Genomic DNA, 13920 nt, shown 5'->3' on the forward strand with positions numbered 1-13920 from the left:
GCTTCGTTGAATCTGTTGCTGCATGGTAGTTGTTGCTGAGAAAATCGACCTTTCCGCGAACTGCCTTCATCGGTACGATCGGCCCCCACTTTGAACCAGGCAGGGCCTGGAAGCATGGATGGTAATAGGGGGTTTGGGCTATGTCCAAAACGACCGAATATCGACAAACTTTCGCCGATAACCTGCACATTTCGTCAATACGACGCGCAAACTTCGCGAGACCGCTCTGCCAACCGGGGGGGATTCTGTCGCTGATGCTCATTGTCGTGCTGACGGTTGGATGCGCGCAGGAAAAAGGGGAAGAACAGGTCGCACAGGGCGACCAGGGCAGCGCGCCGCCGGTCGAAGTGGTCGAGCAGACGCCTCCTCAAGTGGCGCCTCCCCAAGTCGCTCCGAATCCGTCGCCAGCGCCGACCGAGTTCCGGCCGACGTTCGTGAATCCGGAAGAGGTTCCGCCACCGCAAATGCAGCAGCCGGTTCCGGAACAGCAGTTCGGATTTTCCGATCAGTCGACAGCACGAATGCCAGCTCAGGCACAACAGCTTCCGCAGTACGCTCCCCGGTCGATGGCACCTCAGGCAGCCGAAAGCTCGCCCAATCTTCAGCGAAGCGTGGCTCCACGGATGAGCCAATATTCGCAGCCGCAATCCGTTCCTCAGAATACTCAGCCACAGGGAATGCAGCCTCAAGCGATTCAACCCCAGGCGATGCAGTCGCAAGCCATGCCGGCTCAGCCGATGCAAACCGAAGCGATGCAGCCGCGGATGATGCAAGCACCGCCGCAAGTGGCTCCCCAGACGAGCCCGCCGATGCAGTCAATGGCTAACGATCCGCCAAGTTGGAACATGGAAGCGGAAGCTCAATCAAATGCGCCCAACAACGATCCGTTCGATGTGGTGGAAGTCTTTTACGGAACCGACCGTGCTCCGATGCTTTGGCCTGGCGGCGTCTTGCCGCACAAGTTTCACGCACTCCTTCCAGCAGCGTTGTGTGTGCTGCTTGGTTTGGTGGTCGGTCTGGTGCTAACGCGTTTCAAGCAATACATCATTGCCGGACTGACGGTGGTGGTGGCGCTGACTGGCTCGGTTGTTGTTGGCCAAGAAGGTTGGGTTCAGTACCACAAGTACGATCGCTTTCTTTCCAACGATTCGGTCGTCTACGGCAAAGAGCAAGGCGAACTGCAACTTGGGACGTGCAAAGTCAGCATTCCAAAGTCGCATCAGGCCGGCAAATTGGAATCGCCTTCGGTGATCTCATGGGAATTCGAAGAGAAACCGGAAGACCATGTGATGCTGATGGAAGTGAAGTCGAAGGAAGAGCAAGCATTCTTCGACATGCTCAAAACACGCGTCGCCATGTCCCCCAATCAAGATCTGTTGATCTTCGTACATGGTTACAACGTCACGTTTGAAGACGCCGCTCGGCGAACGGCACAGATCGCTCACGACTTGGATTTCAAAGGGGCCCCGGTCTTTTTCAGCTGGCCATCGCAAGGGGAACTGTTGGGTTACGTGGTCGATCGAGGTAACTCATTCTGGACCGCGTCGCACTTGAAGGAGTTCCTGCTGAAAGTGCATCAACACAGTGGTGCCCAATCGGTTCACCTGATCGCCCATAGCATGGGGAACCGAGCGTTCGGAGCTGCGGTCGAGTCGCTCGCGCAAGACTTGGGGCAGAACCAGAAGATGTTTAACGAAGTGATCCTCGCGGCACCCGATGTCGACGCGAAGATTTTTCAGGAAGAGATCGCTCCCCGTCTGACAGGGCTGGCCAATCATGTGACGCTGTATGCATCGCAGAACGACTTGGCACTGAAAGCGTCGCGAGCGGTGAACGGTTATCCCAGGGCAGGCGACGTCGGGGCGAACATCTTGATTCTCAACGGAATCGATACGATCGACGTAACGCAGATCGACACCAGCTTGATGGGACACGCCTATTACGGCGACAACACCACGGTGATCAGCGACATTTACGCCCTGCTGAAAAACGCCCACCGGCCAACCCAACGAGAATGGCTGCGAGACATCTCAAGCCCCGGCGGCATGTACTGGTACTTCGACCCCCAGTATAACAACTCGGTAACCAGAGCCCCATCGACTCCGCCGCTGCGATAGCGCGGCGTTTGTCGAGTAAAGCTTCGCATCGGTCCGCAGCGAATTACTTCGTGGTGACGATGTCGTACTGGAAGTCACTTGTGGGAAGGTCCGTGCGGACGTTTGACTCTTTGGGTGAGCGAAGTTTGGCGGGTACCAAATCGATGGTGCTGCCGGCGGACGGTTTCATATCGCTGGGCAGGTCGTCACCATTCTTTAAAGCAGGCTTCGAGAACGTAACAACACACTGTTGGGTTCCGCCGAGATCGATGTTTTGCACCGCGAATGTGCCGTCTTCCGACGTCGAGGTCGAAAGGATCATTCGATCGGTTTCCGCAGCGTCCCAGAAAGTGATTTCGATGCCACCACGTGGATGACCGTCGACAGAGACTTTTCCGTGCGCTGTTTGGGGAACTGGTTTGACGTTGCATCCGCTAACTAGCAGAGTCAGCACCACAGCGATGCTGACTCCCCAACCAGCGGACGACCCTACAATTGCTTGGTGGTGAGTCGTCATTGATTGTTGTCCTGGATGTTAGTTGTTGGAAACGACTTCTTCGCCGTTGCGGGTTCCGAAGCCTTTGCGAGTGGCTGCATTGGTGGTTTCAGCCAGGAAGGTTACCGAACCATCCGTCAGGCAGAACATGGCTCCGCCAGGGTGCTTGCTGCTGTAACCAAATTCGTACTCGCTAAATCCGGATGCTCCGGGGGCGACTTTCGGCAAGTTGATACCGACGCCCAGCGTGCCGAACATTTCCGACCAGTCTTGCGGCACGTCGGCATCGTCGCCACCGATGATCCAGTGATCTTTTTGGGCCGAACTGCCGTTGGCGCTGTCTTCGCGGGCTCCGGTGTTGAGCGGGTCGGGAACCGCTTCGCCAAACGCGACCGTATTGGATGTTCCGTCGGTCACGTCTGCAAAACGCAATGGCCGGAAGTTTTGGAAGATGCCGTTTAGTTCGTTGCTAGCCGATTTGCCCCACCAGGCTTGTCCTTGGCCAGATTGATGATCGGACGTAAGCGTTCCCGAGCAGTTGCCAAGGTAGCTGGCCGGGACACGATTCTGAACGGTCCAGTTGTCGGTGGACGTATCGCGAATGTGTTCCGGAATAGGAGCGGACGGGCAGCGGAAACCGGGGATTAGTGTTTCGCAAGCGGCAATGTTGCGATGCGAAGCGTTGCTGCTGGTCAGGGAAGCACCGCTGACACCGCCACTGCCGGCAGCGAAGTTGGCCGAATCGGTAGTAAGCGTCAACGCTTCGTACAGATTCGATTGTTCGACGAACGGCAGAAGTCGGGCACTCCAATGGGCGCCGGTTTCGTCGCTGGAGGAGTCTTCTTCGTTACTGGCACCTGCCGGAAACTTACCGTAGGTGTCGTGGTGATTGTGAAGAGCGAGGCCAAGCTGTTTCAAGTTGTTCGTGCAGCTAATCCGGCGAGCTGCTTCACGAGCTTGCTGGACGGCGGGAAGCAGCAGGGCAATTAAAACACCGATAATCGCGATGACCACCAGTAATTCGACCAACGTAAATCCGCGAGACTTTCGAGGCATCGGAGCAAACCTTTTTTCATGAGGCGAAGACGAAAGATAGATGATCTTCAGTGCGGGAAATCAACCGGCTTTGTGGGGTCGCTTTCCTGCAACGCTGAACATGGTAGCCTTGAGGTGGTTTGGTCGACATGACAAAATACGCACAACGTTTGACAATATGCACTTTGTGTTCGCTGATCTTTAAAAGAATAATCATCTCATTTTCCCACAGCGTGCGAGGCGTAGATCCTAGCAACGTTACGAGGTAATTAAGGGGGAACGGAGCGGCGATGAGTACATCTCTCTTGGGCGTCCCAGCTCGGCGTTCGATCGCACTGGTCGTGCAAACGGCAACGGAATGGAGCCGCGACGTCTTGCGGGGCGTGGCGGACTACGCGGCAGAACAAGGAGGCTGGGACTGCTTTATCGAGCCGCATGGTTTCTGGGACACGCTGCAGATTCCGCCCGACTGGAAAGGGCATGGGGTCATCGGTCGATTGACGAACCCCAGCTTGATTCGCAGCATCACGCGTCGAAAATTGCCGTGCGTGAATGTTTCGTGGACGCGCAAGCACTCGCTTCGATTTCCGAACGTTGTTTCCGATCAACGTGCGTGCGGGCACATGGCGGCGAAGCATTTCCTTGATCGCGGCTTTCGAAACGTGGCGTACGTTGGTCCGGCGCCGCATATGCCGTACGGTACAACGATGGTCGACGCACTGCGTGAAAAGACCGATGAGGACGAAGCCACGTTGCATGTCTTTTCTTACAGCAAACAGAAAGTCAAACCACGGGAGCATGGCGTTCGAAGCAACGCGAACGATCTTCGGCGTTGGCTACTGGAGCTACCGAAGCCTGTGGGTGTGATTACGTGGAGTGCGATGATCGGTCGTGCCGTAATGACACAGTGTGCGAATGCAACGATTGAAGTGCCGGACGACATCGCCATCTTGGGAATCGAGGATGACGCGCTCATGTCGGCGTTGGCACCTGTAGAGCTTTCGAGTCTTGATCAGGCAGGGCGAACGGTCGGCTATCGCGCGGCGGAACTGCTGGACCGTATGATCCAGGGGGAATCGCCGCCGGAAGAGCCCATTGAAGTTCCACCCCGCGGCGTCTTAGCTCGTCGGTCTTCGGATGCGACAGGCTTTCAGGACGAAGTGGTTGCCGAAGCAATCAAATTTATTCGGGACAATGCCTCGAGGCCCATTCAGGTTCGAGACTTGGAGAAAGCACTTAACGTCTCGCGACGTGTCCTCGAAAACCGCTTCGAACGAACGGTTGGTCGCTCACCAGCGATTATCTTACGGCGAGTCCGCCTGGAACGTGCTGCGGTGCTGCTCAGGGATACTGAACTGGCCATTCCGGAAATTGCCTATCAATGCGGTTTCAACCACACAGAATCATTCATCCGTAGCTTCAAGCGAACGATGGGAGACGTTCCGAGCCAGTACCGTCGGCAAAATCGACGAAAGAACTACCTCGGGGACTCCTAGGTCTCCTTTTCACACAAGAAATAAAGAAAGCCAGAGTCGTCTTGGGGGATGACTCTGGCTTTCGAGGTGGCCGCCCTACGTAGAGCATATTGGCCGTTGCACGAAGTGACGTTACGGAAGAGTACCGTCGGAGTTTAATGGGAAGTCGATCACGTTCGAGCCGCTTTCAACTTCCTTTACGATTTCTGATTTGGCGTTGTAGGTCGCAGGGATTGGCTCGCGGACGACGGCGTTGTTGTAGTCCGAGCGACGTGTCATCAGCATCTCTTCGTAGCGAGGATCGTCCGAACTGATCTCGGAGAAGTCCTCGTCATCTGACTGAACCGCGGTCGTGATGCTTACTTTGTGGTTGCCAATAAGGGCTCCCATGCGATCGATGAATGCGAGCTGGTACTCGCCGCTCTCGTTGGTTGTCGCAACCGAAGCACGGCCTCCGGCGGTGGGTACGAACGATACGATGGCGTTGGGGAGCGGTTTGCCGTCCATGGTGACCGTGCCAGAGACGGTCCCGAGCGGCGGACCACTTTCCGCACAGCCGATCAGCATGACGCAAAGGAGCGTCGTCGGCAGCCACGCGAGTTGTGGCAAGTTGAAGCTGGACATGATGATAAGCCTCCTGGAAATGAAACAAAGAAAAGCGAGGGGCCAAGCTGTCGGCTCGGCCCCTCTAGGGGCTTACGGAAGTTGCGCGGCTTCGCCACCACTGCGGCTACCCAACGCACCCCAGACTCCATAGTCTGATGCGCCTGAAGGGCTGGCCGTGCTGTCGGCGGCTTGGTTTCCGGTGTCGATTGTTTCAGGAATGAAGTGAACCGAACCGTCGGCCATCAGCACGTTGCCACCGCCGGGGTGCCAGCTGGTGAGTGTGCCCATGTGTTCGTTTCCATCAACGCCACCCCAGTGGCACGTCGGACCATTGGGACCCACCATGGTGGTGAATCCCGCGAAGTAGGGTCGACCATCCCAAGCACGTCCGGTGTGAGGACGGAAGTCGGCACGAACGTCCCCTGTCAGTTCTTTCGTGGCGGGATTGTAACGTGCGGAACATGCCTGAGGGTTCCAGTTCTTCATGTTCAATGCGACACCACCACGAATCGAACGTGGTCCACCACTCCCAGCCGTTTCGCCCATCATGATCGTGTTGGAAAGACCATCGGTGACCGACGAGAAGTTCAGCTTGCGATCAATCTGGAACATGCCGCGGTTGTCGCGACCATCGGCTGGACGGAACTGGTTCTGGTGATAGTCGTCCCCCACGCAGGCTTTGTAGTTGAGTACCGAAGGGCTTTCACCGCGGTTGGTTGGCGGGGCGTCCGATGGGCACATGAAAGCATCGATGTCGACTTTCCAGTACTGATTCTCCCAAGTGTTGTTGCCGGTGCTCCAAGGATTCGGCAGGGACGAACTGTCGGCACGATCCCGCATGGCGTCGTTCAAAGCGTTCTGTTCGATGTACGGCAGAACGTAGATCGTCCAGGCAAACACGCGGTTCGAGCCCCAGTTGCCGTCGACGTTGTAGTTCCCCAGAGGTGGCATCTCGTTGAAGGTGTCGTGATGGTTGTGCATCGCGAGCCCAAGTTGCTTGAGATTGTTTGTGCACTGCATCCGACGAGCGGCCTCGCGGGCTTGTTGGACAGCAGGAAGGAGAAGGGCAACTAAGACCCCAATGATGGCAATGACGACAAGCAGCTCGACCAGCGTGAAACCACGCGGCTTGCAGGAGCGATTCATGGCGATTCCCCAAGATGAGAAGAGAACAAGATGTAAGAAGAGGAGATAAGGCAAAAACAATTTATCGGTGCCTTGGCCAGCTTTATATCAGCTTTTAGGGTTGCTGGGAGTCCGCTTTGAGATAATTGCGGCTTTTACTAAGAAAACAATACCACCCTCTGCGGGGTTGGCTGCCTCAATGGGCCCAAAGATGGTTTGTCTGGGGGGAGTTAGCTACTGGCAAAAGAGTTAGCGTTCGACAACGACGGATTAATGCCGGGAACTTCCGCTTTTATTTTCAGCGTTGTCTCTAAGGAGGTGGCCCCGCCTATTGAGAATGATGGCAGGGGGCTGAGACTGGTTGCGGGCGAAAGAGCGTTCTTGTCGCAACCGGCCCTGTTCGCGGCTCTGATAGGTAGAGATCAGGCCGCGAACGGTTGGGGGGGGCGCCGCTAGATGGCCTGCGATTCAAGATGAACCAACGCGTTGAGGCGTTCGACTTTGTCGCTGTCGGCCGTCTTAGGAAGATTCATGACGCGTGCGCGACGTTCGAGCCAGAACTTGAGGCGTTCCAGCTTGACGATCTCCAGTTCGAGAGCTTCCTGATCGGCCCGAAGCTTGTCGAGTTCTTCGCTCGCTTCACGGAGCGGGGCATACTCGTCATGCTCGACAATCGCCGTTCGCAGTGTCTCTGGTTCTTCGGTCAGCAGGCTGACCGTTTTGGGATGCCACGGATTGGTGATCTCGGGCCACTGTTTTTCCAGCGAGTCGCGGATCTTGCGTTTCAGCCCGCTGATCTTGCCCAACTGCTTGCGAACGTCTCCGTCGGTCTTTCGCTTGGCTCCCTTTTTGTCGCGGATGGATTCCTCGACTTGCTTACCGCGATCGGCATCGGAAAACTCGAAGCGATTGCTCAGGCCTTCGATCACTGCACGCTCGCAAGGATCGGCACCTTCCAGCAGCTGATCGATCGGTGTGTGAACGGTGAAAAGATCTTTCTCCCCCTTCAGCGTCGAATATTCGCGAAGGAAGAAGTCGGACGTACGCGTCGGGATGTCGATCGTGTCTGCGTTCAACGCTGTGTACGCATGCGCTTCGAGTAGCGACGTGGTACCGTCCTGATCGAAGTCTGGCTTTTCGATCGAATCGCCGGTTCGCGTGACGCCGCTCAATGCTTCCCAGAAATAGGAAGAGTATTCGCGGTATTCGGCCTGGTTAATGTTGGGCGTGCAGCCAGCTGCCACGCGATCAGGCACCGTGGAAAAGAAGCCGCACCGCGGATGGTCGGCCAGGCCGTTATCGGGATCACCCCCTTTGAAGATCAGATTGCCGAATCCACCGCTGTAACATTGCACCATGACGGCGACAAACGGGACATCGGTTGGCAGTTCGTCCAGCTTTTCAGTCCAGTCTGTGGCAGTCATTTTGTCGCGAAACCACAAGTGGGTCACGTTGCCGCTGTACGTGGGCTCGGTCCGATGCTTCTTGGCAGGCTTCTCTTCTTCCTTTTCATCACTCGACTCTGACGGTTCTTCTTCGTCATGCTTGTCTTGGGAAGGCTCTTTGTCGTCGGCGTCTTTGGCATCCGCTTCTTCGGATGAGTCGTCCTTGGTCGGATCGCTTTCTTCCGTGTCGTTTTTCTCCTCTTCCTGTTTCTTATCCGCCTCTGGCTTAGCTTTCGGAGGAGGCTTGGGCTTGGTGCGGTCTTTGCCGCCATGTCCTGTGAAGTAGAAGATTATGCGGTCATCCGATTTCAGTCGCTGGGACAGATCGGCGAGTGTTTTTTCGATGCTCTCTGGCGTTGCTTCGCCGTTGATTCCGGGGATGGTGCTGGAGCGGTAATCGTACTTGATCCCCTGCCCTGGCCCGACTATTTCGGCCATTAAGCGGTGGATGTCTTCTTCGGTTCGATCGACGTTTTCGTACTGCAGATCGACGGCCGGATTGGTTCCGTCGGCGAACAAGATCTGATGTTCGACCTCATCCATGCCCAGCTGCGAAAGAACGCGTTGGAAGTAAAGGACGTTGTTTTCCAGCGAGATCTGATTGCCATCGGCGACAGGGCCACCGCCGACGGTCAAAAGATGATCCTCAGCCGTTAACGGCGAGCTCACCAACAGCGAGCCAACGAGCAAGCCACACGTGGTCAAGTAAGAGCGGAGCATCAGGAAACCTACGAAAAAGGGTCGCGAGTCTCAAAAATTCGTATGGCATTCCGTCGCCGGCTGTGGGGCAAGCATCCTGAGAAGATAGGTAAACGCAGCGTGGTTCGTTGCGGTGCTTGGGGGATTAGGGTGAATTCTTAATATAAAGATGCCAGCACGCAGATGCACCTGTCAGGAAGAAGTTTCGTCGTGCTGTTTCTCTTGTAGCGTCGCGATCGTCTCCCTTAAAGTGATCGCTGGTCCGCACAATCGTACCAACCGGTATGCCCTGGCCCGATCGCTAGCAGCTTGTCAGCTTTTGCCAGGTGGCGAAGATAGTCGTAGGAGCATGCCCGGTATACTATGAGATTCACTCTCCGGGTAGCAACTGCTTGGGGGCAGCCCAAACTTTTCATAAACCTAGTGGAAGCACATGGATAACAACGACGATTCTCCCAAACGACGCAGCGATAAGGGAAATTCGGGCAACCTGTGGTACGTACTCGTAGCAGGAGCGGCCGTATTTCTGGTGGCCATGTACCTGCTGCAGCCTGGTTCGGAAGAACTGCCGCAGCCTGATTTAGAGCGGCTGATCAGCTCGATCGGTCAAGAATCGAAAGAAGGTGTCGAGCCTGGCATCGTCGTTCAACGAAAAGATGGCGACGGCAAATCGTCGAAGATCCGTTACTCGAACCTGCGAGATGTCGAAATCGGTCCGAGTTCGGTGGTGGGGATCGTCGATCGCTACGATACCGACAGCAAAGATCCAAGCAAAGCAAAAACCGAAGGGCAGAAGATTGTTACTTACCTGGTCCGCGGCGAGAATGCCCCAGGCAAGATTCAGTCGCAATTGGATAGCGTTGGCTTTTCCGATTACAAAGCGACCGGTCCCCCTAACTTTTTCGAGATCTACGGCGGCCCGCTGTTGATGATCGGCCTGGGGATTGCGTTCTGCTATTTCATGATTCGTCGCATCGGCGGCACCGGCAGCGCCATCGCCTTTGGTCGCAGTCGCGGCAAGCTGCACATGCAGGACGATTTGAACATCAGCTTTGACGATGTCGCTGGTATTGAAGAAGCCGTCGACGAAGTGAAAGAAATTGTCGACTTTCTGCGGTCGCCAGAGAAGTACCAAGAGTTGGGCGGTCGTATTCCTAAAGGCGTGCTGTTGGTCGGACCTCCGGGAACGGGGAAAACGTTGTTGGCCAAAGCGATTGCCGGGGAAGCTGGCGTTTCGTTCTTCAGCATGAGTGGTTCTGACTTCGTCGAAATGTTTGTCGGTGTCGGTGCGGCACGTGTTCGTGACTTGTTTCAGCAAGCCGCAGCGAAGAGCCCCTGTATCATCTTCATCGATGAGTTGGACGCGCTCGGGAAAGCTCGTGGCGGCGGCATTGTCGGCGGTCATGACGAACGCGAACAAACGCTCAACGCGTTGCTTGTCGAGATGGATGGTTTTGAAGCGAATGCTGGGATCATCATTATTGCCGCCACCAACCGACCGGAAATGTTGGACCCTGCCCTGCTCCGCCCTGGCCGATTCGATCGCCAGGTGTTGGTCGACCGACCCGATGCCGGCGGACGCGAAGACATCCTACGTGTCCATGTTCGTAGCGTGAAGCTGGACGATACCGTCAACTTGAAAGGAGTTGCCGCGATCACGACTGGGTTCTCCGGAGCCGACTTGGCTAACCTGGTAAACGAAGCAGCGCTGCTGGCCGCTCGTAAAGGTAAAGCAGCTGTCGGAATGGAAGAATTCGACGAAGGTGTCGAGCGTGTCACCGCGGGTCTTGAAAAGAAGCAGCGCGTGATGCACGAAGACGAAAAGCTACGTGTGGCCTATCACGAAAGTGGTCATGCGTTGGTAGCTTACTGTCTGCCGAACACCGACCCTGTGCACAAAGTCTCGATCATCCCCCGTGGTCTGGCCGCCCTCGGTTATACGATGCAGCGTCCGACCGAAGATCGTTTCCTGATGACGCAAAGCGAACTGGAAAGTCGTATCCAGGTTCTTTTAGCCGGAACGCTGGCGGAAGAAATGGTCTACGAAGAGATCTCGACTGGCGCTCAGAACGACTTGGAACGTGCCACCGAAATCGCTCGCAGCATGGTCACCGACTTCGGCATGAGTCGCTTAGGTCGTGTGAACTTCCGAGCCAGCGGACGATCGGCATTCATTCCCGAACAGTCGGAAGAACGTGCGAGATCGCATAGCGAGGAAACGTATCGCGAGATCGATCTGGAGATCAAACGCATCATCGACGAACTCCTCAAGCGGACGAAGGACATGATGGAAGATCGCCGTGGAGCCCTCATCGCGCTGACCGAACGTTTGATGGAACTGGAAGTGGTCGACGCGGAAGAATTGAAGCGAGTCATCGAAGAAACCTCCGATGGGCCCCGCATCGTCCCCGGTACCGAAATGAAACGCCACGGCACCCCCAAGGAAATCAACTCCGACGACATCCCGCCAGCGGGTTCGATGGACCAAGGGAGTTAAGCGAGAGCGAATCGACGTTCCGCACTTTTAAACGATCAAAGGCCAAGGGCGCTCGCTCTTGGCCTTTTTTTATTTGCGACATCCTATCGCGATTGGGTACTCTCTGAGGATCTCTTATCGATCCGTACCAGATTTCAGAGGGGGCAGGCGATGTGGCGTGTGGTCAGTGGGGTGGTTGGTATTTTGTTTGGGGCTGCGGTTACGTTTTGGCAATTTAGTGCCGGCCCGGACGCGCCATACGATACCTGGTCGATTTCCGAGCAAGATGCGATGGAGGTCGCGGCTGCTACGCTGCAGTATCAGATCGACCATGAACTGAATCACCCTCAAGCGAAACGGATTCCTTGGTTGGTGTTGGTTTACGGAGATATGCCGTCGGCCGAGTTTGCAGCCAGGTTCGAGAAGTTTCCCCAGTTGATCACTTCGTACGGTCAGCTCAAGCGAGACCAAGACGATCTTATCTTGTTCCAAATCGATACCGCGAAACGCGTCGATAACGAAACGATTCTTGTTACCGGGAAAGTCTTCAACGGCAGAAGCACCGAATTGACGACCCACATTGCTGATCCAACTCGGCGAGAGGTGACGCAGTATCGCGTCGTTCAGAAAGATGGATTGTTGGAAGTGGCGGAAGCGTCCCCGTAAGCGGCGTAGCAATCGTGACGACGGCCAGATACGAGGAGAGCTTCAAGCGGCGTTATCGACTAGCTTCGTACCAGGGGTAATGGCTCGACATCGCTTCTTTGACCACGCCCGTCACAATTTGGATGCTGACCGGCTTTTCCAGCAGTGAGAAGACCTCCACGCTTTCGGCCTGAGTCGCAATGGCTGGGTCGAGTCCGCCGGTAAGCAAGATGTACGGAATGTCGATTCCGAGGCTGCGGCAAACGGTAATCGATTCCAGCCCGGTCCGTTGGGGCATGTGGAAATCGAATAGTGCCACGTGTACCGTAGTTCCCTGGGCTACGTGGATTGCCTCTTCGCCGTCGGCTGCCAAGATCGGTTCGAAGCCACGACGTGCAAACACTTCGGCCATCGTCTCGCGGAACGAGCGATCGTCGTCGGTGATCAGCATGGTGGGATGTTCGATATTTCGCATGGCACTTTTTGTTGACGCACACGTAACGTGTTGGCAGGACAAAAGCTTCGACGCATAAACATGCAAATGTAGTTCCCATTTTTGGCTAGAATGCCTGACAGGGGCAATACCGATCGATCGACTGCGGTAAATACGTGCGAAATCGGAATCTTCTGCACGACTTCATCCGGTGAACATGGCCAATTCATGATCACCTTCTGCCAATCTGACAGTTTCGTTGAGAAACGTTGCCTACTTTATCAGCGTTGTTGATACTAGCAGCGATTTTCGGTCTGCTTGTTAAGGGGTACTTATAACTAAGTCGTGATTCCGCTATAACTTGTGACATGCGAGCGGCCCCCTTCGATGGTTGGTCGGAGTAGCGGCCGAGGGGCGTGTTGAACGCCGTAAACCGATCTAAAGACAACACTTGCAAGCGAATTTCCGCCCTATCGGTGGCATTTCGATTTCGGAAAGGGTCTGTGGTGAGCTCGGCACCTAGTTTTTTACAACGCAACGAATTTCTGTTGCGACGCCTGCATTCTTTGGCGGGCCTCGTTCCCGTTGGCGCGTACATGGTGATGCACCTGACGGTGAACGCCAGCGTCTTCGGATCGCCCCGTTTATTTCAGCGGTTGGTCTTCCATATTCACTCGCTCGGCCCCCTGTTGCCGCTCGTGGAATGGACGTTTATCTTCCTGCCGATCATTTTCCACGGCGTGTACGGGCTGATCATCACCAAGGATGGTAACCCCAATACACAAAACTATCCGTACAACAGCAACTTCCGTTACACGATGCAGCGGGCAACAGGGCTGATTGCGTTCCTGTTTATTGCCTGGCACGTGTTCCATATGCATGGTTGGATTCATGCGGACTTCTGGGTAAAGAACGTCGCCCATCCGTTGTTCGGTTCGCAGTTCTCGCCGTACAACGCGGCCAGTAGCGGTGCCGAAGCGATGCAGGCCTCGATCATCGTGCCGATCTTGTATGCCATCGGTGTCTTGGCGACCACGTTCCACTTTGCCAACGGCTTGTTCACCCTTGGGATTACCTGGGGTTTGTGGATCAGTGCCAAAGCTCAGGAGCGAGCCAAGATGTTCGCCAACGTGGTGTTCGTGCTGCTGGCTGTCGTGGGGATGACGTCGATCGTCGGGCTCTATTCGATGAGCAAAGAGAAGATCGTCGAAGTCCGCAAGGAAGAAGACAAAGCATACGAACTGCTGGTCGAAACCGGCGACGTCATGCCGAACGATCACAAGCATTCCAAAGAATCGAAGTACTACCACGCGGAAGATGACGGCGACGCCGCCAAGGCCGAGTCGCAGCGTTAAAGCTACGTGCCTCCTTTCGGTTAAATACGAAAAG

At 55.6% G+C, this 13920-nt stretch carries 11 protein-coding genes; 5 read left to right on the forward strand and 6 right to left on the reverse strand.

Annotation, left to right across the window (positions count from 1 at the left end; genetic code table 11):
* The first annotated feature begins 140 nt into the window (after positions 1 to 140).
* Positions 141 to 2117: an alpha/beta hydrolase gene (locus LA756_RS21650; RefSeq protein ID WP_224436808.1), complete on the forward strand. Its 1977-nt coding sequence runs from the start codon at positions 141 to 143 to the stop codon at positions 2115 to 2117.
* A 43-nt stretch (positions 2118 to 2160) separates the two neighbouring features.
* Here the strand turns inward: LA756_RS21650 and LA756_RS21655 are convergent, their stop codons facing one another.
* Positions 2161 to 2613, reverse strand: coding sequence for a hypothetical protein (locus tag LA756_RS21655; protein WP_224436809.1), 453 nt, complete (start codon positions 2611 to 2613; stop codon positions 2161 to 2163).
* An 18-nt stretch (positions 2614 to 2631) separates the two neighbouring features.
* Positions 2632 to 3648, reverse strand: coding sequence for a DUF1559 domain-containing protein (locus LA756_RS21660; RefSeq protein ID WP_224436810.1), 1017 nt, complete (start codon positions 3646 to 3648; stop codon positions 2632 to 2634).
* Between the two features lie 269 nt (positions 3649 to 3917).
* On the opposite strand from LA756_RS21660, the gene LA756_RS21665 reads away from it, so the two are divergent.
* Entirely contained in the window at positions 3918 to 5123 is a 1206-nt protein-coding gene (locus tag LA756_RS21665) for a DNA-binding transcriptional regulator (protein ID WP_224436811.1), read from the forward strand.
* 111 nt (positions 5124 to 5234) lie between these two features.
* Here LA756_RS21665 and LA756_RS21670 read toward each other — a convergent pair whose 3' ends face one another.
* The 3 genes from LA756_RS21670 to LA756_RS21680 all read right to left on the reverse strand — a co-directional run bounded on the left by LA756_RS21670 (position 5235) and on the right by LA756_RS21680 (position 8998).
* The gene (locus LA756_RS21670) at positions 5235 to 5726 is read right to left on the reverse strand and encodes a carboxypeptidase-like regulatory domain-containing protein (protein ID WP_224436812.1); all 492 of its coding nucleotides are present in this window, start codon (positions 5724 to 5726) and stop codon (positions 5235 to 5237) included.
* A 72-nt stretch (positions 5727 to 5798) separates the two neighbouring features.
* Entirely contained in the window at positions 5799 to 6854 is a 1056-nt protein-coding gene (locus tag LA756_RS21675) for a DUF1559 domain-containing protein (RefSeq protein ID WP_224436813.1), read from the reverse strand.
* Positions 6855 to 7285: 431 nt separating this feature from the next.
* Positions 7286 to 8998, reverse strand: a complete 1713-nt coding sequence (locus LA756_RS21680) for a hypothetical protein (protein ID WP_224436814.1) — start codon at positions 8996 to 8998, stop codon at positions 7286 to 7288.
* A 412-nt stretch (positions 8999 to 9410) separates the two neighbouring features.
* Here LA756_RS21680 and ftsH point away from each other — a divergent pair, with 412 nt between their 5' ends.
* Both ftsH and LA756_RS21690 read left to right on the forward strand, forming a co-directional pair.
* Positions 9411 to 11474 carry an ATP-dependent zinc metalloprotease FtsH gene (ftsH, locus tag LA756_RS21685; RefSeq protein WP_315858324.1) on the forward strand — a complete coding sequence of 688 codons (2064 nt, stop codon included), beginning with the start codon at positions 9411 to 9413 and terminating at the stop codon, positions 11472 to 11474.
* Positions 11475 to 11624: 150 nt separating this feature from the next.
* Entirely contained in the window at positions 11625 to 12119 is a 495-nt protein-coding gene (locus tag LA756_RS21690; protein WP_224436815.1) for a hypothetical protein, read from the forward strand.
* 52 nt (positions 12120 to 12171) lie between these two features.
* On the opposite strand, the gene LA756_RS21695 is transcribed toward LA756_RS21690, so the two are convergent.
* Positions 12172 to 12573, reverse strand: a complete 402-nt coding sequence (locus LA756_RS21695) for a response regulator (RefSeq protein ID WP_224436816.1) — start codon at positions 12571 to 12573, stop codon at positions 12172 to 12174.
* Positions 12574 to 13079: 506 nt separating this feature from the next.
* Here LA756_RS21695 and LA756_RS21700 point away from each other — a divergent pair.
* A complete protein-coding gene (locus tag LA756_RS21700) occupies positions 13080 to 13886 on the forward strand; it encodes a succinate dehydrogenase cytochrome b558 subunit (RefSeq protein ID WP_224436817.1) in 807 nt (268 codons plus the stop codon).
* The last annotated feature ends 34 nt before the right edge of the window (positions 13887 to 13920 follow it).

The organism is Bremerella sp. TYQ1, assembly GCF_020150455.1.
In the GTDB taxonomy this organism is placed as follows: domain Bacteria; phylum Planctomycetota; class Planctomycetia; order Pirellulales; family Pirellulaceae; genus Bremerella; species Bremerella volcania_A.